18 protein-coding genes are annotated in these 21,529 nt (G+C 51.4%); 11 read left to right on the top strand and 7 right to left on the bottom strand.

Annotated features, from left to right (window positions below):
- Positions 1-112 precede the first annotated feature (112 nt).
- Positions 113-1,342, top strand: a complete 1,230-nt coding sequence (locus tag HF324_RS14900; protein WP_168803245.1) for a YncE family protein — start codon at positions 113-115, stop codon at positions 1,340-1,342.
- Positions 1,342-2,580, top strand: a complete 1,239-nt coding sequence (locus HF324_RS14895; protein ID WP_168860172.1) for a TolC family protein — start codon at positions 1,342-1,344, stop codon at positions 2,578-2,580. Before HF324_RS14900 ends, HF324_RS14895 begins: the two co-directional genes overlap by 1 nt.
- Here the strand turns inward: HF324_RS14895 and HF324_RS14890 are convergent.
- Positions 2,569-3,312 (bottom strand): class I SAM-dependent methyltransferase, encoded by a 744-nt coding sequence (locus HF324_RS14890; protein WP_168860171.1) that lies wholly within the window; start codon positions 3,310-3,312, stop codon positions 2,569-2,571. The two genes, HF324_RS14895 and HF324_RS14890, sit on opposite strands and share 12 nt — an antisense overlap.
- Before the next feature lie 7 nt (positions 3,313-3,319).
- Positions 3,320-4,126, bottom strand: a complete 807-nt coding sequence (locus HF324_RS14885; protein ID WP_168803242.1) for an aminotransferase class IV — start codon at positions 4,124-4,126, stop codon at positions 3,320-3,322.
- Positions 4,127-4,254: 128 nt separating this feature from the next.
- On the opposite strand from HF324_RS14885, the gene HF324_RS14880 reads away from it, so the two are divergent.
- From HF324_RS14880 to HF324_RS14855, 6 genes are all read left to right on the top strand, one after another.
- Positions 4,255-4,857 carry an RNA polymerase sigma factor gene (locus tag HF324_RS14880; protein WP_168803241.1) on the top strand — a complete coding sequence of 201 codons (603 nt, stop codon included), beginning with the start codon at positions 4,255-4,257 and terminating at the stop codon, positions 4,855-4,857.
- Positions 4,858-4,956: 99 nt separating this feature from the next.
- The gene (locus HF324_RS14875) at positions 4,957-6,126 is read left to right on the top strand and encodes a FecR family protein (protein ID WP_168860170.1); all 1,170 of its coding nucleotides are present in this window, start codon (positions 4,957-4,959) and stop codon (positions 6,124-6,126) included.
- Positions 6,127-6,454: 328 nt separating this feature from the next.
- Positions 6,455-9,976, top strand: a complete 3,522-nt coding sequence (locus HF324_RS14870; protein WP_168803239.1) for a SusC/RagA family TonB-linked outer membrane protein — start codon at positions 6,455-6,457, stop codon at positions 9,974-9,976.
- Between the two features lie 14 nt (positions 9,977-9,990).
- Entirely contained in the window at positions 9,991-11,442 is a 1,452-nt protein-coding gene (locus HF324_RS14865) for a RagB/SusD family nutrient uptake outer membrane protein (protein WP_168803238.1), read from the top strand.
- Positions 11,443-11,467: 25 nt separating this feature from the next.
- Positions 11,468-12,376 carry a hypothetical protein gene (locus HF324_RS14860; RefSeq protein ID WP_168860169.1) on the top strand — a complete coding sequence of 303 codons (909 nt, stop codon included), beginning with the start codon at positions 11,468-11,470 and terminating at the stop codon, positions 12,374-12,376.
- A 38-nt stretch (positions 12,377-12,414) separates the two neighbouring features.
- Positions 12,415-13,536 (top strand): TlpA disulfide reductase family protein, encoded by a 1,122-nt coding sequence (locus HF324_RS14855; protein ID WP_168860168.1) that lies wholly within the window; start codon positions 12,415-12,417, stop codon positions 13,534-13,536.
- Positions 13,537-13,580: 44 nt separating this feature from the next.
- Here HF324_RS14855 and HF324_RS14850 read toward each other — a convergent pair whose 3' ends face one another.
- A complete protein-coding gene (locus tag HF324_RS14850) occupies positions 13,581-13,961 on the bottom strand; it encodes a nuclear transport factor 2 family protein (RefSeq protein WP_168803235.1) in 381 nt (126 codons plus the stop codon).
- A 74-nt stretch (positions 13,962-14,035) separates the two neighbouring features.
- On the opposite strand from HF324_RS14850, the gene HF324_RS14845 reads away from it, so the two are divergent.
- Positions 14,036-15,679, top strand: coding sequence for an acyl-CoA dehydrogenase family protein (locus HF324_RS14845; RefSeq protein WP_168860167.1), 1,644 nt, complete (start codon positions 14,036-14,038; stop codon positions 15,677-15,679).
- 209 nt (positions 15,680-15,888) lie between these two features.
- Positions 15,889-16,581, top strand: a complete 693-nt coding sequence (locus HF324_RS14840) for a hypothetical protein (protein WP_168860166.1) — start codon at positions 15,889-15,891, stop codon at positions 16,579-16,581.
- Positions 16,582-16,682: 101 nt separating this feature from the next.
- Here HF324_RS14840 and HF324_RS14835 read toward each other — a convergent pair whose 3' ends face one another.
- Entirely contained in the window at positions 16,683-17,648 is a 966-nt protein-coding gene (locus HF324_RS14835) for a DUF5996 family protein (protein ID WP_168860165.1), read from the bottom strand.
- A gap of 49 nt (positions 17,649-17,697) precedes the next feature.
- Positions 17,698-18,867, bottom strand: a complete 1,170-nt coding sequence (locus HF324_RS14830) for an acyltransferase family protein (protein WP_168860164.1) — start codon at positions 18,865-18,867, stop codon at positions 17,698-17,700.
- A 170-nt stretch (positions 18,868-19,037) separates the two neighbouring features.
- Here HF324_RS14830 and HF324_RS14825 point away from each other — a divergent pair, with 170 nt between their 5' ends.
- Positions 19,038-19,916: an alpha/beta fold hydrolase gene (locus HF324_RS14825; protein ID WP_168803226.1), complete on the top strand. Its 879-nt coding sequence runs from the start codon at positions 19,038-19,040 to the stop codon at positions 19,914-19,916.
- Positions 19,917-19,981: 65 nt separating this feature from the next.
- On the opposite strand, the gene HF324_RS14820 is transcribed toward HF324_RS14825, so the two are convergent.
- Complete coding sequence (locus HF324_RS14820) at positions 19,982-21,049, bottom strand: alpha/beta hydrolase family protein (RefSeq protein WP_168860163.1); 1,068 nt, start codon at positions 21,047-21,049, stop codon at positions 19,982-19,984.
- On the bottom strand, positions 21,046-21,432 hold the full coding sequence (locus HF324_RS14815; protein WP_168803224.1) for a DUF4890 domain-containing protein: 387 nt from the start codon (positions 21,430-21,432) through the stop codon (positions 21,046-21,048). The genes HF324_RS14820 and HF324_RS14815 overlap by 4 nt, the downstream gene beginning before the upstream one ends.
- Between the last annotated feature and the right edge of the window lie 97 nt (positions 21,433-21,529).

Here is a 21,529-nt window from a genome sequence, read left to right as displayed (position 1 = left end):
CGCGCCTATGCAGAACAACTTCAGTAACAGACTGCTATATAAGTTCTTAGCACGTCCGTTAGTTTTATAGCTCTATTTAAACTCTTCATGCTCTTTTAAAAAACTGCCACGTATGAAAAACGCACTGTTATTGATCAAAATCCTGTTTTGTTGTTGCTCCCTGTTACTGTTGCACGCCTGCAAAAAAATTGAGAACCCTGCCGACAAGCAGAAGACACTTTTCTTTATCGACTACCGGCACCTGGCCGGCGGCAACGATGGTATTGCCGTGATGGAGCTGGACCCCGAATCTCCGGACTTCGGGAAGATCCTTCACAAAACAGAACTGGGCAAAGGCGTATTACCCCATCACCTGTATTTCAACCGGGATGACAAAAAACTGTACACTACCGCACTGGGCGGCAGTTATCTCTATGAACTGAAGATGGAGTGGAACCATGAAGGCTACCCGGTGATCTACCAGGTAAATCCCATAAACACCGGCGGGAACACGGTAGGAGAAGATATATTCTTTACCCGCAACGGCCAGTACTGGGTCACATTCATGGGCGGCAAGGGAGGCCTCCGCGATGGCAGTGTCGGCGTTTTCAATGCGCAAAACAACCAGCTGATCAAAACCATTTCGTCCTCTATCGATGTCAATCCCGATAAATTCATTATGTATCCGCATGGCATTTCCATCTATGAAGACAAAGGCCTCGCCATGGTGACGTCTACCATTCATCCGGACCTTACCAGTGGCGTCGGTAACACCTGCACGCTGATAGACATGCATACTTTCAACATCATCAAAACCTACCGCGTGGCAGACAGCGCCAACGACCTGTCGAGTCCTGTGGAAGTGCTGCTGCTCCGCAACGAATACCCACCCTATGCGCTCGCCAACACCATGATCGGCGGCGATATCTGGATGGCCTCTTTCAACGCAGAAGCACGTCAGTACAGTGAGTTCAAGCGGGTACTAAAAGGGGCGTCCAAAGGACTGGGCTGGGCATTGGAATTTTACATCGCGGATGATAAACTCATGTATGTGAGCTTCGGGCAGCCGGGGAAAATACTGGTCTTTGATCTCAACTACCTCCCCGAGCTGCGGCAGGTACGGACGCTGCCGGCCGACAAGGGCGCGCATCACATGGCCTTTTTCAAAACCAAATCCGGCCGTTCCGTGGTAGCGGTGCAAAATAACCTGTTGAACCTGCCCAACCTCAATGCCGGTACTATTGACGTGGTAGACATCAACACCGGGGAAAAACTGGGCACGGTGGACATGCGCAACAAGTACCAGTTACTGCCTGAATCCATTGAAGGCACCTTAGGCAAGGCTCACTATATGCATCATTGATGAGGTACCGGTTACTGGTCTTCCTGCTGCTCATCGCCCTGCAAAAGTCAGGAGCGCAATCGGCGCCCGTGCTCCAGCCCGACAGTATGCTGTCCCGCATAGCGCACAGCCATCTGCTGTTACAGGCATATACCCTGAGGGCACAGGCCTACCGGTTGAGTGCCGGCGCGGCCCTCGCCTGGGCGCCGCCGGTGGTGGGCGCCGGCACGTTTATGATCCCATGGTCGGCCCGTTATGTTTACAATGACGTGGCGCTGGGCAGCCGCATCGTACAGGTGGAGCAGGAGATCCCGCATCCCGGGCGGCTCAGGGCCCGTTATCGGTATCTTGCTTTTCAGACGGATATGGTACAGACCGCACAGACCATCCTGTTGCACCGGCTTCATTTCACCGCGCGGCAACAGTATATCCACAGGGTGATGGCATTACAGAAAGCCGCAGTACTGCAGCGGCAGGAGCAGGTCCTGTCTTTCCTCCACCAGGTAGCGCTGGTACGCCTTCCATACCGGCAGGCACAGGTCGCCGACGTTAGCATGGCGGCCGCGCGGCTGACGGAGGTGCGTACCCGTATCCGCCTGGAAGAAGCGCTGGCGGCCGGTTCCAAAGCACGCCTGTGCAGTTTGTTGTCTCTCCCCGAAGATTTTACAACAGACAGCCTGTACGCGCCGGTGTTTACCCCCGGCCATACAGATACGGTTTCACTGGCCCGAACAAACCAGGAAGTCTATCAGCTGGAAGAAGCGATACGGTGGCAATATCTTAACAGGAAAGCATTACGGCAGGAGCAAAAGCCGGATTTCAAAGCAGGTTTTTACCAGTTTTTCCCCTTATCGCCGTTGGTGCCGAACAGTTTTAACATCATGGCCGGCATCCGGATACCGCTGGCGCCATGGGCGGCGGGGTATCACCGGCGGAAAGCGCGGGCCATCCAGGCAGACATTGCGGCGCTCACCGAACAGCGGACCAACCTGCTGCAGCAGACACAGGCCCGCCTGGCGGCGCTGGAGCGGGATATCCGCGACTTACAGCAACGGGTATACGGCATGAGCGAAAAAATAATCCCGCTCCTGCAACAGGCGCTGGAGGCGGATATGGCGCGCTACCGGGAAAACAGGCTGGGCCTGGCTACCGTGCTGCGTTCCCTCGAGGCCGTTACCATCATGGAATTACAGCTGCGGGAGTACCGGCAACAGCTATATGAAATGATTGCCGTGTATGACTGGCAGTTATACCGCTGATGGTTTCTGCGCCGCTATCAGGATAAAAATAGGGCGACGGGTTTCGTCTTTCATTTCCGGGTACTTCTCCAGCACGGCCGGCGAGGGCTTCGGCTCTTCCACGCGGCTGACGCTGAAACCAGCGTCCAGCAGGCCGTTGATCAGCGTAGATACCGTACGGTGATATTTCACTACATCGTTGTCCAGGAAGCGGGCTACACGGCGGCCTTCATCCTGGTAGTGGTCTAACGGCCAATGCTGCCGCTGACCGGTAGCATCGTAATGCCAGTCCTGCGCCGCGATGGCGGTAAACACGGGGTGTTCCGTTGAAAATACAAAATGGCCGCCAGGCGACAGGCAGTCGTATATTTTGCGGCAGGTAAGATCGTAGTGTTCCACATAATGCAGCGCCAGGGAGCTGAGCACCACGTCAAAAGAACCGAGCGGGAAATTAATGTCTTCCATAGCTTCACGCAGGTAGGTGATACCTGGTCCGTTGTTGCGCAGGCGTGCCTGTTCCAGCATTTTTTCGGACAGGTCCATTCCTACCACGCTGGCGGCCTGTTGTTCCATTACATAGCGGCAGTGCCATCCAAAGCCGCAGCCGAGGTCGAGCACCCGTTTGTTTTGCAGCGGCGGCAGCAGGCGGCGGAACACCTCCCATTCTCCTGCGGCGTTCAGTCCTTCTACGGAGCGTGCCATCCGGCTGTAGTTTTCGAAGAAGCCGGGATCATCGTACTTATTTTCTTTCATCGTGCTTTTACAGGTTGTCCCAGGGGACCGCTTCGTAGGCCCGTTCCAGTATGTCAGCCAGTGTCTCCTGACTATGGTCAAACACCTGTTGGTCTATCTGCGTGATCATCCCCCGGTGGTTAACAGAGTTGGTATAAAAAGCGTTTTTATATTCGTATAGTTGTGTCAGTGATATGTTCCGGTGAACGACCGCCACCCCGTTGCCCCACAGGCTATCGGAGAGCAGCTGGACCATAATGCCCGGCAACGCCGGCGTGGCAGGCAATACGATGCTTTGGCCATCGTAAAAGCCGACGTTCCAGATGCTGCCTTCCGATATATGCTGTTGTTCGTCCACATACAGCACATCATCGAACCCGGCTGCCATGGCCTGGCGGCGGTAGGCCAGGATACCGGAGACAATGCCGCCGTATTTGATTTCCGGCAGCAGGCGTTTAAAAGGGGCGGATTTTACTTTCAGCGGCTGTGTGGCCGGTTCCACCGCCGGTGTTTTGGTGATCAGCACATACAGGTCTTTCTCCCGGATGATCGTTTGTCCGAAGGCGGTAGTAAAAACATTCAGCCGCAGCGAGCAGTCTTCCTGCTCCTGCGTGATGTGATGCAAACAATCCAGCAGGTGTTGTTCCGGCACCTGGCAGCCAAACAGCTGATTGCTGCTGCGGGCCAGTCTTTCCAGGTGGAGGCGCAGTCCTTTCACCTTTCGCGATCTTACCTGCATCGCTGTAAAATGTCCGTACTGTAATGCCATCAACCTGGGCATATCCGCGGTGGAGAGCGGTTTTCCGTCCAGTTCCTGTATAAAGGTATTGTCCATCCTTAAAGCTACTTAAAGTTTGGCAAATGCGCTGAAAGGGCCGGTGTTTGTGTTTTTAAAAAGATTTTGATACTTTAGCGCCCAAACCAGCCAAACCAACTTTTGTGAGCGGGGGAATACTTTAACTGATGAGGGGCAGTCAATATAATGAAAGGGAGATCGTTGCCCGGATAGCCAAAGGTGATGAATCCGCTTTTGCTGTCTTTTTCCGTCACCATTACCAGAAAATTTACGAAGTAGGACTGATGCTGACGCAGACGGAATCCGTTGCGGAGGAGCTGGTGCAGGATGTTTTCCTGAAAGTATGGAAACAACAGGCACAGCTGCCTGACATCATGGATATTCCTTCGTGGCTGTTCATCATCGCGCGTAACGACGCTTACAAGGCGCTGCGGCGCAGCACCCGGCTGAAAGTCATACTGGACACCCTTGAGCTGCCGCTGCCTGTGTCCAATGAAACCGATGAGCAGATCATTTACCGCAACTACCACGAGCTGGTCAACAAAGCCGTAAGCCAGTTGCCGCTCCGGCAGCAGATGGCATGGCGCCTGAGCCGCGAAGAAGGTTTAAAGCGGGAAGAGATCGCCGCCCGGATGCAGATCCGTCCCGATACGGTAAAAGAACATCTTTCGCTGGCCGTCAAAAATATCCGCAGTTTCCTGGAATCCCACGACGCCTTTATGATCGGTGCAGAGCTGATCTTTATCTCCACCCTGCATATGCTCAACTAAAAAAATATTTTTTTTTGTACCCCCCACCCCATCGCGTTCCGGGATCTTTATGATTAACGGCACCGTACCACCTACTATTTACGACCGTTTACAGCTTATATGGACCAAAATCGACTGGAATATTTATTTAGCAGGAATGCTGCCGGCCAGGCTACGCCCGACGAGCTCCGGGAGTTTGACGCGCTGATGCGGCAACCTGCACATGAAGCCGCCATTAAAACAGCCATTGACCAGTTGTTCCGCACCACCAGCGGAACCGCTACTATGCCGGAAAAGGCCATACAGGCTACGTTGCAACATATTACCGGGAAACCGGCCTCTTCGTCCGTCGTTCGATACCTGCGTCGCAGCTGGTGGGCCGCCGCTGCCGGCTTGTTATTATTAGGCAGCGGCGCCTGGCTGCTCACGCGGCCCCGCCATGAGGCGGTAGCGCCGTTGGCAGACAAGGCGCCCGGCGGCAACAAAGCCGTGCTGACGCTGGCCGATGGCAGCACCGTGGCGCTGGACAGCAGCGGCCAGCAGGTGATTGGCCAGCAGCAGACCACTATCCGCCAGTCCGGCGGACAGCTGCAATACAGCGTACAAGCGCGCAGCGCCGTTACTGCTTACAATACGCTGACGACCCCGCGCGGCGGCCAGTTCCGGGTCATATTGCCCGACGGTACCGCGGTATGGCTGAACACCGCTTCCGCGCTGCGTTATCCGACCGCCTTCAACGGCGCCGACAGGACCGTGGAGCTGCAGGGAGAGGCGTATTTCGAAGTGGCAGCCAACGCAGCGCAGCCTTTCAGGGTAAAGACAGCGAGGCAGGAAATACAGGTACTGGGCACCAGCTTCAACATCAACGCCTACACGAATGAAGCCTATACTGTCACCACCCTCGTCGACGGCCGGGTGAAAGTGAACACACCCGGGAAAGACGCCGGCGTAGTACTGGAGCCGGGGCAGCAGGCCATAGCGGCCCGCAACGGCGACCAGCCGCTGACGGTAGCACGCACTTTTGCGCCTGATGTTATCGCCTGGAAGAACGGGCTGTTTCTGTTCGACAACGCCGATCTGGAAACTGTGATGCGTTGCCTGGAACGCTGGTACGACATCGAAGTAAAATATGAAGCGAAGCCCGACATACACTACACCGGGCAAATCGCCAGAAGTCAGCCGTTGTCCAAAGTAGTGCATATGCTGGAACAAACCGGCCAGGCCCGTTTCAGGCTTGTCAGGGCCGGGCAGGGGCAACAGGCAAAAGACAGGATCATCATCCTGGAATAAAAAATGGCAGGGAGGGCCATACCATGATATTAAATTAATACAAAACGCGACTTTAAGACAACCACCATTAAAAAACCGGAAACGTTGGCGCGTTCCCGGTGCATGCCAGATCTACATTGCCTGACGCCGGCTCGTATTCCATGGCCAGGCAGGATCATGATTTATTACAAACCATCATCGTAAATCCAAACGACACGAAGATATGAGAGAAAGTTTATTCTCCCAAGGGGGCTTATTGCCCCGTTGTATACCGATACCAACAACCAAAATTCCGGCAGATCCCACCACCAGACAGTCTGGCCGGAACCGATTTAAAAAAGTGTTATTAATGATGAAACTTACAGGAATGCTAATGCTCGCATTCTGCCTGCAGGTTAGCGCCAGGGTATATTCCCAGAAAGTGACATTAACAGGACGTAACGCCTCCGTGCAACAGCTTTTCAGCACCATCCGCCAGCAAACCGGTTACCTGTTTCTGTACAGCAACGAAACACTGAAAAACACACGCGCCGTTTCTGCGCAACTGACCGATGTCCCGCTGAAAGAAGCGCTGGACTATATTACCAGTAACCAACCTATCACCTACAGCATCGAAGAAAATAATACCATCCTTATCAAGCCCAAACCGGTAGCGGACATCCCCGCCCCCGTGCTTCAACGGATCAACGGTACCGTACGGGACGCCAGGGGAATGCCGCTCATCGGGGTGACCGTGAAGATCAAGGGTACTAACGGCGGCACCATCACCGACGAACAGGGCGCCTGGTACATACAGGCTGCTGATGAAGCAACGGTACTGGTGTTTTCCTTCATCGGTTACAAGAACCACGAGGAGCCTATCAAAGGCAGAACAGTGATCCATGTGGTACTCAGCCAGGAAGACAAAAGCATGAACGAAGTGGTGGTGACCGGCTACCAGAAAGTGGAACGTCGCTCCCTTACCTCTTCCATCACTTCTCTTAAAACCGAAAACCTCAAAACCATTAATCAGCCTAATATCGACAAGCTGTTGCAGGGCCAGGTGCCCGGCATGGTGGTGATGAGCACTTCCGGCGCTCCCGGCGCGGTGCCGCAGATACGCATCCGCGGCACGTCTACCCTGAGCGGCAACACCCAACCCCTGTGGGTAGTTGACGGTATCATCCTCGATGATCCTATCAACGCCTCTGTGGACGATATCATGACCAACCGCAACCTGATCGCCTCCGGCATCGGTGGCATCAACGTGGAAGATATCGAGTCCATCAACGTACTGAAAGACGCTGCTGCTACCGCTATTTACGGCACCAAGGCCGCCAACGGGGTGATCGTGCTCACTTCCAAAAAGGGAACAGCCGGGAAGACGAGGATCAACTTCAGCAGCTTTGCAACGGTGGGTATGCGGCCAAGGATTGAAGATGCGTATATGATGAATTCCAAAGAGAGGATCGGTGTAAACCTTGAGATGATGCGGCGCGGTGTTTTGACAGCAGGCTCCTCTCGCGCCGGTGAATACGGTACGTCCACCGATTTTGAGCGCGCATTGGTAGATGTACATGATCATAAAATAACCTGGGCTGACTTCGAGAAAAAGGTAAACCAACTGGAATCAGTCAATACTGACTGGTTTGACTATCTTTTCCGAAATTCATTTACGCATCGTCAGAACCTGAATATTTCCGGCGGTAATGAAAAAACGACATTCTATCTCTCCGGCAGCTATATGGATGAGCAGGCCACGGCGCTCCAAACAGGCATGAAGACGTATACTGGCTCCCTAAAAGTATATACCAAGCTTCACCCTACGCTCCGCGTAGGCGGTATGCTGGACCTTAACCGTCGCGACAATAGCAGTTTTTTTGCCACAGACTCCCGCGAAAATCCATTTGAGTGGTCTATTTACACGACGCGTGCGCAGAACGCCTATGATGAAAACGGGCAATTCAATCATCTTTACTACACCGGTATCAAATACAATTTTCTGGAAAACCGCAACTATGGCTGGCGTAATTCCCAAAACTTTGGCATCCGGGGAACGTTGGACTTAGAGTGGAAGCCCATTAATTCTCTTATATTCAGCAGCCTTTTCTCCTTTGCCAACCAAAATACCACCGATGAAGACGTAGCTACTGAAAACAGCTACTTTGTAAAAAGCAGGCAGCGCGACTATTATATTGTTATAGACTACCAGGGGGTACAACTGTGGAAAGAAGGGGGCTACCGTAAAGGCAGAAACAACAACAATAAATCGCTTACGCTCCGTAACCAGGTTTCATTTATGCCTGTATTGAACGCCCATCACCGCTTTGATGTGATGGCTGGTCAGGAAATACGTACTTCCAGATACGAGGACGAAGTGACGGAGATATATGGTTATGTACATGAACGTGGTCGCCAGCAAATGCCGCAGTTTGAACTGATGAAGCAGATCGGTCGCCCGTACTGGTCAGAAAGCCTCAACCAGACAGCGGCAGTTTCGTATTTCGGCACAACCGGGTACACCTATAAAAACCGCTATACCGTTAGCTTTAATGCTCGCACCGATGGATCCAACCGCTTCGGCCTCCGTACCAATCAGTTATTCCAACCATTGTGGGCAGTGGGCGCCAACTACCAGATGAAAGAAGAAAACTTCTTCGCCAACAAAGACTGGCTGAGTTACCTTACCCTCCGCGCGTCCTACGGCAGCCAGGGCAACGTGGCTTCTCAGGCATATTCCGATCTGGTAGCTACTATTGGCAAGCCTGATCTGGCTAATACAGACAACTATCTGATCATTAATGCGCCGAAGAACCCCAATTTGAAATGGGAAAAAAACTATACTACCAACCTCGCATTGGAAATAGGATTGTGGAAGCGCCGTGTGATGGCCACCGTAGAATGGTATCACAAAAAAGGCGTAGACTTGCTGGGCAGCAAAAGGGTGTCACAGGTGTCTGGCTTCAACACGCTGCAGGTAAACTGGGCCTCTATGAAGAACACCGGCCTGGAAGTATCAATCAGCACCATTAACATCGACCGCAAAGATTTCCGTTGGTCCACCAACATCAATGCGGGATATAACCGGAATGAAGTGCTGGATGTATATTCTCTTCCCACTGTTGATGGAATGACTAACGCACAGCGCTACGATTATGCCGCGTCTGCTGTTGTAGGCAAGCCAATCAACGGTTTATGGTCTTACCGCTTTGCAGGATTAAACAAAGACGGCCGCGCTACTTTTTATACGGCCAAACCAGGCGAAACAGTATCCAGCGGTATGCGCAACATCAATGGTCTTGAATATTCAGGTTCTACTATGCCACTGGTCCAGGGAGGTTTTACGAACACAATTTCCTATAAAAAATTCACCTTATCAGCGCTGTTTATAGGAAGCTTCGGCAACGTCATCCGGCTCCGTAACCTTACCAGCAGCGATCTTTTCTATTATCCCGAACCGACTCAAAACTTATCAGCCGAATGGGTGAACCGCTGGCAGCAACCTGGCGATGAGTTGACGACCAATATTCCCAGACTGGAGTCGGAAACTAACATCCCGGGCTTAACAGATGTATCGCCATATAACGGGACCATGTATAATAACAGTGACCTGCGTACGGTAAAAGGCGATTTTGTACGCCTGCAAAACCTTTCACTGAGTTATGACCTCTATAATGCACACCTGCGTAAGAGCGGCATCCAGAATATGCGTTTTATGCTGCAGGGTAACAACCTCCATGTATGGAAGAACAGCGCGCTGAAGGGACAGGATCCGGAGGCGACCGGCTCGGTAATGAAATACGACAATACCAGGTCTGCCAATGTGTCCTTCGGCAACACCTATCTGCCGCTGCCACGTTCTTATTCTTTCTCTTTTTCCTTACAGTTTTAAAAACAGATGCTATCATGAAATTCAGATATCTGACGCCCCTGTTATTGCTTTCACTGATTTTTGCCGGTTGTAATAAAATGCTGGACATCAAACCGGTGAACCGAATGATGCCGGTAACCATCTCGGATTATGAATCTGTTCTACTGGGCGGATATCCGCGTGTAGACTATTTTATGAAGACAGAGCTGATGACCGACAACGTTTACGCCAATTTGAACATTATAGCGTCTGCCCAGAAAGACCTGGATCTCTGGTTTACCTGGTCGCCTTCGAAGCTGGCAGATGGCGTTGAAACGGATCCTTATTGGGGTCAGCTTTATACTTCTATCTACTATGCCAATACCGTTCTGGACAACTTTAATGAACGGCAGCCAGCGAGCAACGAAAAAGAGTTATTTGAAACCGTAAAGGGTGAAGCATACGCTTTGCGTGCCTGGAGCTACTTCTACCTGGCAAATTATTACGCCGAGCCTTACAGTCCTGCAACACTGAAGGCGCATGGGGTTCCTATGCCGCTGACCGCTAAAGATGTTCATCAGAATACCCAAAACAATGTGCGTGAGCCGTTGGAGAAAGTATACACGCAGATTGTATCCGACCTGGACCAGGCCTCCGTGTTATTGGCCGGTAAAAAGTCCCGTAACAAATTTCGGTTCGATGCGAGCGCCGTGCAGGCGTTGCGTGCCCGTGTGAACCTCTTCATGGGTGATTATGAAAAGGCCATTTCCGCTGCTTCAGATGTCATCGTCAACAAACCGTTGTCTGATATGAACAATATGCAGACACGCATCGATGATAAAGAAGACAGATATGCCTTCACGGGTAACGTAGGCGTAATCGATGGCGGAGACTATAAAAATGAGATCTTATTTTTCACGGGTGGGGTGGCCAATACAAACATCTACTATCATGCAAACTACATGTTCAGGCCATCACAAGAGTTGTTTGCATTATGCAACCGTTCTACCGGTGGTAAAGATTATCGTCGCTATATCTTCGCTACTTTCGCGGACATGAACACCAATGAGGGTAAACAAAACGGTCCCACATTGTACAATATGTACGCTAAGCAGGAAAATCCCTGTTACTATATTGGACTGAAGGTAAGCGAGGCTTATGTAATACGGGCGGAAGCGTATGCAAGGCTAAAGCAGAAGGATAAAGCTATTGCCGATCTCAACGCGCTGTTGGTACGTCGTATACGCAAAGGCGAGTTTGTAGCGCTGAAAGCTGCCGATTTCTCGGATGAAACGTTAGTAAGCCGCATTTTAGAAGAACGCCGTGTAGAAACCGCTTTTGAAGGGGGCTTACGCTGGATGGACCTGAGAAGGCTCGGCAAACCGGCACTCTCCCATGTCTATAAAAACGGACAGATTTATAATTTAAAACAAAACGACAATAGATATTTATTGCAGATACCACCTTCAGAATTGAACAATAGCCCTTCCATTCCTTTAAATCCATGATCATCATCTGAAAATGAAACAAAACATGAAACCAATATATGTTTCCCTGCTTGCCCTGGTAGCCTGCTGTATAGGCTGCTCGAAAGAAGACAAACCGGAGATTACGTCGGACCTGGGCATCGAAAAACAGTTCACACCGCCTGCCGATGCTCCTGCTGAAGTAAAAGACCTTTATAATCGTTACGGTGTCTGGGTGCGGATGGATTTCAATCACTGGAAAGAAGTGACCAATGGCGTGCTGGTCACTGATCCTATTAACCGTTGGGGAGTAGCAAAGATAGATAACGATCAACGGGCCGGTGCAACCATTTACGCACAGACGTTGCTTTCCAATGTATCTGAAAAATTCGCCAAAAAGTTCTTTCCGCTGGAGCTTTTCTTTGTAAAGAGCTACGGCGGTAGCTTTTGGATGGATGATTTCAAAGTACTGGGGCGGAGTCGTCTGGTAATATGCTGGCCCAATCAAATATATGGTGCATTACCAGTTACAGATCCCGCCAATCATTACTTCAAAGATTCTGTCCTCGTCCGCATGACCTGGGGCAATCTCGGGGGGATGGTTGCCGCTCGCTTTGACTCCCCGCTTACAGAATTTGTGTTGGCTGGAAAAGCCTATGACGGCGGTGAAGCACGGGATAAAGTATTTAAACAGTTCGAGAAGGACAAGGATGAAGATGCGAGGGATAAAGCGTTTGACCAAATAGCTCTTAACGGCGGATTCATCACATCCGTTGGCAGCATCAACTTCGAGAGTGATTTTGGAGAATGGTTCAGGTTACTTGCCACAGAATCCTATGCCAATATCAAAGCCAAATATCTCGATAGCAGCCCCGCACGGGCACGCAAGTACGAAGTGATCATCCGTTTCTTCAATAGCTATGACTGGGATATCCAGGCTGCCGGTAACAAATACCGGGAGAAGTTGGGTCACTAACGCTTCAATATATCAACATCAGATAAACCAACGATTACATGAGAACAATCGCATTAACCGCCGCCTGTCTGCTGCCTGTCCTGGCCTTTGCACAGGAAGGGCCGTACACCATCAGCGGCAGCATCGGCAAGGACAACAAATTCGAAAAAGCGTACCTGTATAGCAGCAACAGCAAAGGCCGCGTTATTGATTCCGTTGCTATCAATGACGGCCGTTTTACGTTCACGGGTAAGACTGACATCGCTGCAAGAGCATTCCTCTTTACCGGCAATACCCTTTCCTCCTCCTTTACCGCCAACCGCCTGGTATTTTACCTGGAGCAAGGCAACATCAAAGTGGAGAGCGCCGACTCCATCGCCAATGCTACTGTAAAAGGCGGTGCTGCCAATACGGTGCACCAGCAGTATAAAACCGCGTCCAGCGATGTCACCAAACGTTCCGACGCGCTCAGTAAGAAGTACTACGGCACGCCGCCGGCGGAACGTCAGCAGGAAGCGTTTAAGCAACAGTACCAGGCTGACAATAAAGCGATTGCGGCTGCACAGCAGAAAGTGCTGACCGCCTTTATCAAAGCGCATCCGAATACCACGGTGAGCCTCGACGCCCTGACCGAGTGGGCCGGTTACGATCCGGACCCGGCGGTGGCGGAGCCGGTATTTAAGCTGTTGTCGCCTACCGTACGCAAAAGCAAATCCGGCCAGCAGTTTGCCAACCTCCTGGAAAGCCAGCGCAGGACCGCCATTGGCGTGGTAGCGCCGGAGTTCACCCAAAACGACACGCTGGGCAACCCCGTATCACTGAAAGATTTCCGCGGTAAATACGTACTGGTGGATTTCTGGGCCAGCTGGTGCGGCCCCTGCCGCCAGGAGAACCCCAATGTGGTAGCCGCCTTCAACAAATTCAAGGATAAAAATTTCACGATCCTGGGGGTATCCCTGGACAATGAAAACGGCAAGTCTTTCTGGATGCAGGCTATCCATGACGATCAGTTGCAGTGGACACAGGTGTCTGATCTGAAAGGCTGGAAAAACGAAGCTGCCAAAATGTACGGGGTGCAGGGTATTCCGGCCAACTTCCTGATTGGTCCCGATGGGAAAATCGTCGCCAAAAACCTCCGTGCAGAAGCACTGGAGAAAAAGCTGGCTTCTTTGTTACAGTAATATTTCAGCAGCCGTCCCTATCTGTCGGGACGGCTGTTCTTTTTTTAACTGATATCGGTCAGTTTGACAATTTTCCCTTCAGCCGAAAACGTAAAAACTGACTGCCCCGTTAACGCCAGCGTATCGCCCTTTTTAAGGCCATTGGGCAGGTCGATGGCCACTACCGCGTGGTAATCGATGTCTATCGCCGCCTGATCCCCTTCATGGCGGAACGCCCGGATAGTCTGCCTTCTCTCAGTAAATACCGGCAATACCTGTTCCGCCTGTGCCCGCAGGTCATTCCGCCCTTTGATACTGAGGGTAACTGTCCCGCCGGAAACGTTTTCAAAAACTACCCCCTCCGCCATATCGTGCAGCATTCCGTCTACGTCCTTGTTGTTATAAGCCTCCACATAGGCTTTGATGATATTTTCCCGTTGCACCATATTCGTATAGGCTTTATGGTTAATTCATGCTAAAGGTAAATATCGTAAATTTAAGTACATCAAATCCGTTGTTTATGTCTGGTCCCGGTTTCGATTTTGAACATGTCAGCAACCAGGTTCCCGTGCTGGAGAACTACAACACGTTCACCACCCACCCCGTGCTGCAAAACACGTTGCGCGCCTATGGCGGCAGCTGGGCCGTGCCCCTGGCCACCGAAATGGGCCAATTGATGGGCAGTCATGAGTTCCAGGAAGCCGGTATCCTCGCAAATACTCATCTGCCGGTACTGCATACCCATGACCGTTTCGGCAACCGCCTCGATACCGTGGCCTACCATCCGGCCTACCATCAGATGATGACAGCGGCCATCCGGCACCAGGTGCATTCCATCGCGTGGACTACCGCCGAAAAAGGCGGTTACCTCGCCCATAGCGTGCTCTCCTACCTGAAACAACAAATCGATGAAGGCAGCAGTTGCCCGCTGACGATGACTTTTGCCGTGGTCCCCTCGCTGCAGATAGCCCCTGATATTGCCCGGGAATGGCTGCCACGCGTGCTCTCCACCATCTACGACGAACGTCACCTTCCCTACACTGAAAAACACGGCGTCACCTTCGGCATGGCCATGACAGAACCACAGGGCGGCAGCGACGTACGCGCCAATATCACCATGGCACAACCCGCCGGCGACGGCAGCTACCGCATTACCGGCCGTAAATGGTTCTGCAGCGCGCCCATGAGCGACGCTTTCCTCGTGCTGGCACAAGCACCCGGAGGACTCAGTTGTTTCCTCCTCCCCCGCTTTACACCCGACGGCGCCAAAAACCAGCTCCGGTTCCAACGCCTGAAAGACAAGCTCGGTAACCGTTCCAACGCCTCCGGAGAGGTAGAGTTTCACGGCGCCTGGGCCCGTATCATCGGGGATGAAGGCCGCGGCATCGCCAATATTATGGAGATGGTACGCCACACGCGGCTGGACTGTGCCGTCGGTTCCGCCGCTACGCTGCAACGCGCCCTCGCTGAAGCGGTCCATCATTGCCAACACCGGCATACATTCGGAAAATCGCTGCTGCATCACCCGCTGATGCAGAACGTGCTCACCGACCTCGCGCTGGAGTCGGCCGCCGCGACCACCTTCGCCATGCGGCTCGCCAAAGGATTCGACGACGCCAAGACCGACGAGGCGGCGCTGCATTTCACCCGTATCGCTACGGCCGTAGGCAAGTTCTGGAATACCAAACGCGCCGTCCTTGCCATGGGAGAAATAGTAGAATGCCTCGGCGGCAATGGTTACGTGGAAACGTCTATCCTGCCGCGGCTTTACCGCGATGTGCCGGTCAATGCTATCTGGGAAGGCTCCGGAAACATCCAGGCGATGGACGTGCTGCGGGCCATGCAGAAAGAACCCGCGAGCGTAGCTGCGCTGATGCAGTATTTCCAGCAAGGCGTCGGACTACATCCTTTATTGAAGAGGCACCTGGAAGGGTTGCAACTGTTGCTTGCACGCCCGTCGGATTACGAACGTTCCGCCAGGATCATCGTAGAAAAAATGGCGCTGGCGATACAGGCGATAGAGTTGATACAGACGGCATCACCAGAGATGGCGGAGATGTTCTGCCAGGCGCGGCTGCGTGCAGACAGGAGTTTGACATGGGGTACGCTGGAAGAGATGAAGGGATGGGAAGAGGTGATCACCGATAGCTACAATGGTGATTAATTGGCTTTACTAAACCGTTCACTAAACTACCTTGGTAACTTAAACGAGTATACGAAAACTTAATCTAAATCGATATAATTTAGTACAGCATTGAATGTCATAGGATGACTATAAAAATCATTATGAAAAAGAAAAAAGAATCCTGTGATCAACTTACCTTAGAGATGAACCTATTTTCAACTTCTTAACCCAAATCAATTACGTCTCCTATGATGACAAACAGTAAGAAAACTCTATTATTGATCGCTAGTACTGCATTACTTCTTATTTCCTGTCAAAAAAACACCGATGACCAGGAACACTCGGAACAGTATTACAAATCACAACTTGAAAAGTTGATCCATCTAAAAGTGATACCGTCTACCTCAAACACGACGAACACACCGGCTTTTAGAACTTACAAGGAAGCCTATGAAGCATTTGCCTTTGTAAGGACGGGAGAAATTTTTTCAGTTACTGCGGCTGTTACGAAAGTAAAAAAGCCTGAAGGCAACAGTACTAATCAAACCAGAGGTTTTGAAGACGGCCAGCCCCAATACTATAGCACCTCCCCTAACCTGCAGGTCAATTTAGGCAACACCACAACCCTGGGCTGTAGATTCACTGTTGACTTTAACTGTCAGTGGACTGCCGGCGCCAACGCAGATGAATGGATACCCAGTGTTGTCGTCACCAAGAGATCAGAGCCGGTATACTCATACTCAGGTTTGGGTAATATGACAGGGTATAGTTCTGCCTGGACAAATCTTTCCTTTAACGGCCAGATACAAGGTATTACTCCCATAGCCGGTTCTACTACCTCCTGGTTTATAAATACCCAAGGTGGTGTTACCATCCTCCCTTCTCCTCAGCCTGGAGGGCTACCCGATGTTAATGCTACCTTTCAAGCCACAGCCCATTAACTTTATACCAGGTGATGTATCTTTTCGATGCATCACCTGGTACCCCGGTACATACATCTGAAAAGGGTATTTTCTCAGAGGATAAGCTCCCTTCATTGGAATTACTTTGTCTTATAACACCCATACGCCTCCTCCAGGTCCGAATGATCACACTCCAGCGCTTTACGGTCCCAATGCGCCGTGTTAGCCGCCGCCTCATAAGTAGTCCGCAGAAAAGCCATCAGCGTACCTTCCGGGTCATCTGACGCTTGAACCGCCGCATAAGGCAACAGGAATTCTCCCATTTCCGGGCTGAAGAAAGCTGCTGCCGGCTGCACCGGCTGTGCGGCAAATTCCGGCGCCGCCGGATAAGCATAAGCGTAAAAAGCGGCCTCCGGAAACTGATCGTTGCCCGGCCAGAAGCCGCAGGAGCTCACCTCTTTGGAGTAAGCCTCCTGCATCACCACCGCCGGCATATTGGGCATTTGTCCCTGATGCTGCGGAGCGTCACGGCCGGAGAAACGGGTAACGGCCAGGTCGAAAGCACCCCAGAAAAAGTGCACGGGGCTGCACTTGCCGGTGAAACCGGCACGGAAACGGGTGAATACGTTATGTATGCGCACCAGTGCCTGCCAGAAGTTCTCCATCTGGTGCTGATCATACGACTGATGCAGCTGATCTTTGGTGAAAGGAATGGCGTCCGGCATCTCGCTGGGCACAGGATAGATGGTCACATCTATCTGCAGCGACTTCAGCTTGTCGAACAGGGAAGCGTAGAAATCCGCTACAGTACGCGGCCGCAGGCCCAGGGCCTCTTTTCCCCCGCTGCTGGTGGTGATCACAAGCTGGTGATGAATAAAATCAAAATCGATCTGGAAAATACCGTGGCGGTATGGCATACTGCCGGTGCTGAGTCCATAGGGGTTGACATATAACGTTACATGCCAGGAATGATTGAGCCAGGGCATTTGCCGCAGGCGTATTTTACCCACGATCTGCGTCCACAGATGTACAGTGGCGAGGGTGTCTTTCCAGTCGTTGTAGTTAATGACCGGCCATTGGCCGGATGATAATGTAGTCTGCTGCATGTGTATCCTGCTGTTTTAACAGGATAACAACCGAACCCCTTCCGGGGTTCTATAAATATCTGCCGATGGTCCTGTTTTTCCTGACGATGGCTGTCAACCCCCAGCTTAGCAGCCAGCTGGCCACGAAAGTGAGCAGGAATTTGGGCCATGCGGTCAGGGGCACATCCAGCAGGAGATACTGGCACCACAAGACAAAAATATAATGCACGAGGTAGATGCCATAGGCGTTGGCTGAAAGCGACTGCCATCCTGCACCGGTACGGTTCATCAGGCTTTTGAAAGTAGTGAGGAAAGCGATGCCGCTCAGCGTGCAGGACAGTATCCAGACCGACCGGTATATCAGGTTGGCGTGTAGCACGCTCAGCTCCTGCCGGGCCATCATGGCTGTCAGCGGCGCTTCACTGCCTTTCAGGGCCGCATATACGCCTGCCGCGGCCAGCAGCCAGCACCACCAGTAACGTACCCATACGGAGCCGTCAGCGAAAATGCTGCGTGCCAATCCCCCTGCTCCTATCAGTATCCCGAGAGAGAAATAACCGAAATACAACAACACGCGGCTTACCTGGAAATCAAAAGGCCCGATGCCGGTCCACCGGCCCGCGTCTGTCAGCAATACCAGCGGTACATATAACACCCATGAAAAAAGAAACCAGTACAACACAATTTTCACCGGATGTTGCTGCAGGCCGGTCAACCATTGATTCCAGCGCGTAATACGGTGCTGCACCAGGGGAAACAATACGGCTACCACAATATTAAAGGCAAACAATACCCAGATAAACCACGGCGGCCCTACCGGCCACGCCTCTACGGTGAAAAAATCAACGACATAGGCAGCGATGTCGTGCCGGCCGTGCGCTAAATAATAGGCCGGATAATACGCCAGCAACATCAGCACGGTAACGCCTATAAGAAAAGGAAGGAACAGGCGGTAAAAACGATCACGTATAAACTTGCCAGCACCTTTATGTTGCAGGCTACGGAACACAAAAATGCCACTGATCAAAAACATCAGCGACATAAAAAAGACATCGTTAAAATCTTCGAAAATGTCCAGCCCTCTGCTTCGGGCCGCATCCACGACAGGGTGCGTGGAGCGGATATACGCAGTTTTATCAAACCAGGCAAAAGTAGTATAGGCCAGCGACGAATGATGGGCCACTACCAGCACGGTAATGAATGAACGTAGATTGTCTGCCCAGCTTGTTCTGTTGTCCATGCTACAATGTATGCCTTTTTTAAGGAGCAGGGAACAGGATTTGGACCAACGGCAATTATTGTGTATTCACCCCCTCAATTTGTCGTGCTGGCCCCTCTTCGAAATCGATATCGCGTTATAATTTTGTTCCTGTTAAGACAACAGTTTACACCCAAATAAAACACCATAAAATGAACCACTCAACCAAAGCATGGCTGATTGTACTGGTAACATGCATCTGTTTCAAACCTGGCAAAGCGCAACAACCGGCCGCCAAAGGATACGCCCCCGTAAACGGACTTAAAATGTATTATGAAGTTCAGGGCAACGGCGCCCCCATCCTGTTATTGCATGGCGCCTACATGAGCATCGAAGGGCCTTTTCGCCAAATGATGGATTCACTGTCCCGCACCCGGAAAGTGATCATTTTTGAAGCCCAGGGACATGCCCGTACTGCTGACATCAACCGTCCGATCACTTGTGAGAACATGGCCGATGATGCGGCGGCATTATTAAAGTACCTGAAAATAGACAGTGCGGACGTATTTGGCTACAGCATGGGCGGCGGCACGGCGCTGCAGCTCGCCATAAGGCACCCTCAAAAAGTAAAGAAGCTGATCGTTGCCTCTGCTTCTTTTAAGAAGTCAGGCATGCAACCGGAACTGATACAGATGATGCCAGGCTTCAAGGCGGAATATCTGGAAGGCACCCCTATGAAAATGGTGTATGACAGCCTTGCTCCCAATCCCAAAAACTTCCCTGTGCTGGTAGAAAAGCTGAAAGCGCTGGACACAGACGTGCAGGACTGGCCGGCTTCCGCTATCAGCGGCATCCAATCGCAGACGCTGCTGATCTTTGGTGATGCTGATGCCATTGTCGCAGAACATGCCGTAGAGATGTTCCGGTTACTGGGCGGCGGTAAAATGGGCGACATGGGCCCACTGCCCAATAAACGCCTGGCGATACTTCCCGGCACCACCCATATGGGTGTGATGATGCGGCCACAAAGGCTGCTCCCCGTCATGGAAGATTTCCTGAAACAGGATGCTATCCCTCCCGGATATATGTAATTACAAGCACCAGAGGCGCCCCCGCTAACCGGAGGCGCCTCTGGTGCTTCCGCCCCCGCGTTGTATTACTCACAATAGCTATTCCTCGGATTAGTATTGCTGCCACAGGGAAACTGATATTTGCTCTGGGGATATTTGGGCACAGGATTGTCCGTTACCTCGAGTGGCGCCATCGACTGTCCTTTATAGGAAGGCATCGTGGCCTGTGCAGCAGATCCATTCCCTAACGCCACGCTTTTGGCATTGGCATTTGCATTGAAGCTGTAATCCATTAAGGCGTCTAACAGGCGATATACGCCGTAATAATCCAGGGCGTCAAAAGCCTTTCGCGAGCTGGGCATTACGTGGTCTGTCACATAATCATACCCGTTAATGACAGATGATCTGACATAAACGAAATCCTTCTCACTGTCAGGTATATTGATGTGTTTAAAGATATCGACAGACATCCGGTGGTCGTTTACATCATCTTCATCATATACCTGCGCTATCATTTTGGTATTGGCAGGAAAACTTTGTAACTGCTGTGCCGTAGTGAACGGACTGTTCCAGTTAAAAGAATACCACGGCGCCATTGTAAAAAGGAAACGGGCATCCTGCCCCCATCCTTTTTCGGTAAAGGCTTTATAGGCCAGGTCTATGCAGGCGCCACCACCAAATGAATGTCCCATAAAACCCACTTTTCTGGTGTCTATGATGCCAGGATATTTGTCAGCAGCTTTGACAAAACCTTCCCAAAGGGTCTGGTAGCGGTGATCTACGCTGATATCGATGGTACGGTAAGGGACAAACACTACCACGTAACCTTTCTTCGCGATAAAATGGTACAGTTCTATATTATAAGCTTTGTTTTCTCCCCCAAAAGGATGCGCAAAAAATATGGTCGGTCTGGGGGATGTAATACCTTTCGGATAAAAAACGGCCACTTGTGTTCCGGCATACTGCGGATTGTCAAAATCTGCTTCCGCCACCTCATAACTTCCGTCCGATCCATAACCGGACAACGGCTTCTGTATCGGCCCCTGCAGACTTCTATCGGCCTGCAAGTGCAACATCTCTTCAGTATCGTTGTTTTTAGAGCAGGCTAAAATAGCGCCGGACATCATCACCAACAGATATAATAGTTTCTTCATTTTCTGCTTTCTTTTATTGAATTTAACATCTGCTTTCTTAGTGCTTCATAGTTTTTGTACTGGTCCGCATCCAGAATTTTGCCGAGCGCAGCAAGCTTTTCCTCCTGTAGCGCTTTCAGCTTTTTGAACCGGGAGCGCTTGCCCGCTGTACTTTGCAGAAGGGGTGCATTTTTCCTGGCATATTGAAGATTGACATCATACACCTGCGCGGTTTGAGTGGTACTCAGGCCCAGCTTTTCCTGCATCCATTCCGTTTGCATCTTTGCCAGCTGTTCTGGCGTACTGTCTTTTAATATTGCTTTGTTTTGCGCCGACGCCGCAAATGTGATGAGCATCAGGAAGGCCGCCAGGAAGGCCGGTCGTGTCTTTGTTTTCAGAACCATCTTGAAGAATTTTAATTGTTACACAACGAATGTAACGACCCCCACGCTGGTTCTTAAAATAAAAAAAGGTCAGCCTGTAAAATCCGAGGGTGAAATA

Origin of the sequence: Chitinophaga oryzae, from assembly GCF_012516375.2 — a bacterium.
Classification (GTDB): domain Bacteria; phylum Bacteroidota; class Bacteroidia; order Chitinophagales; family Chitinophagaceae; genus Chitinophaga; species Chitinophaga oryzae.
The sequence above is the reverse complement of the archived record's forward strand: the minus strand, read 5'-3'. Positions and strand labels throughout refer to the sequence as shown.

Bases quoted from the DNA above. Each gene is read 5' to 3' on its own strand.
- HF324_RS14900 (WP_168803245.1), top strand. From the start codon at position 113: ATGAAAAACGCACTGTTATTGATCAAAATCCTGTTTTGTTGTTGCTCC.
- HF324_RS14895 (WP_168860172.1), top strand. From the start codon at position 1,342: ATGAGGTACCGGTTACTGGTCTTCCTGCTGCTCATCGCCCTGCAAAAG.
- HF324_RS14890 (WP_168860171.1), bottom strand. From the start codon at position 3,312: ATGAAAGAAAATAAGTACGATGATCCCGGCTTCTTCGAAAACTACAGC.
- HF324_RS14885 (WP_168803242.1), bottom strand. From the start codon at position 4,126: ATGGACAATACCTTTATACAGGAACTGGACGGAAAACCGCTCTCCACC.
- HF324_RS14880 (WP_168803241.1), top strand. From the start codon at position 4,255: ATGAGGGGCAGTCAATATAATGAAAGGGAGATCGTTGCCCGGATAGCC.
- HF324_RS14875 (WP_168860170.1), top strand. From the start codon at position 4,957: ATGGACCAAAATCGACTGGAATATTTATTTAGCAGGAATGCTGCCGGC.
- HF324_RS14870 (WP_168803239.1), top strand. From the start codon at position 6,455: ATGATGAAACTTACAGGAATGCTAATGCTCGCATTCTGCCTGCAGGTT.
- HF324_RS14865 (WP_168803238.1), top strand. From the start codon at position 9,991: ATGAAATTCAGATATCTGACGCCCCTGTTATTGCTTTCACTGATTTTT.
- HF324_RS14860 (WP_168860169.1), top strand. From the start codon at position 11,468: ATGAAACCAATATATGTTTCCCTGCTTGCCCTGGTAGCCTGCTGTATA.
- HF324_RS14855 (WP_168860168.1), top strand. From the start codon at position 12,415: ATGAGAACAATCGCATTAACCGCCGCCTGTCTGCTGCCTGTCCTGGCC.
- HF324_RS14850 (WP_168803235.1), bottom strand. From the start codon at position 13,961: ATGGTGCAACGGGAAAATATCATCAAAGCCTATGTGGAGGCTTATAAC.
- HF324_RS14845 (WP_168860167.1), top strand. From the start codon at position 14,036: ATGTCTGGTCCCGGTTTCGATTTTGAACATGTCAGCAACCAGGTTCCC.
- HF324_RS14840 (WP_168860166.1), top strand. From the start codon at position 15,889: ATGATGACAAACAGTAAGAAAACTCTATTATTGATCGCTAGTACTGCA.
- HF324_RS14835 (WP_168860165.1), bottom strand. From the start codon at position 17,648: ATGCAGCAGACTACATTATCATCCGGCCAATGGCCGGTCATTAACTAC.
- HF324_RS14830 (WP_168860164.1), bottom strand. From the start codon at position 18,867: ATGGACAACAGAACAAGCTGGGCAGACAATCTACGTTCATTCATTACC.
- HF324_RS14825 (WP_168803226.1), top strand. From the start codon at position 19,038: ATGAACCACTCAACCAAAGCATGGCTGATTGTACTGGTAACATGCATC.
- HF324_RS14820 (WP_168860163.1), bottom strand. From the start codon at position 21,049: ATGAAGAAACTATTATATCTGTTGGTGATGATGTCCGGCGCTATTTTA.
- HF324_RS14815 (WP_168803224.1), bottom strand. From the start codon at position 21,432: ATGGTTCTGAAAACAAAGACACGACCGGCCTTCCTGGCGGCCTTCCTG.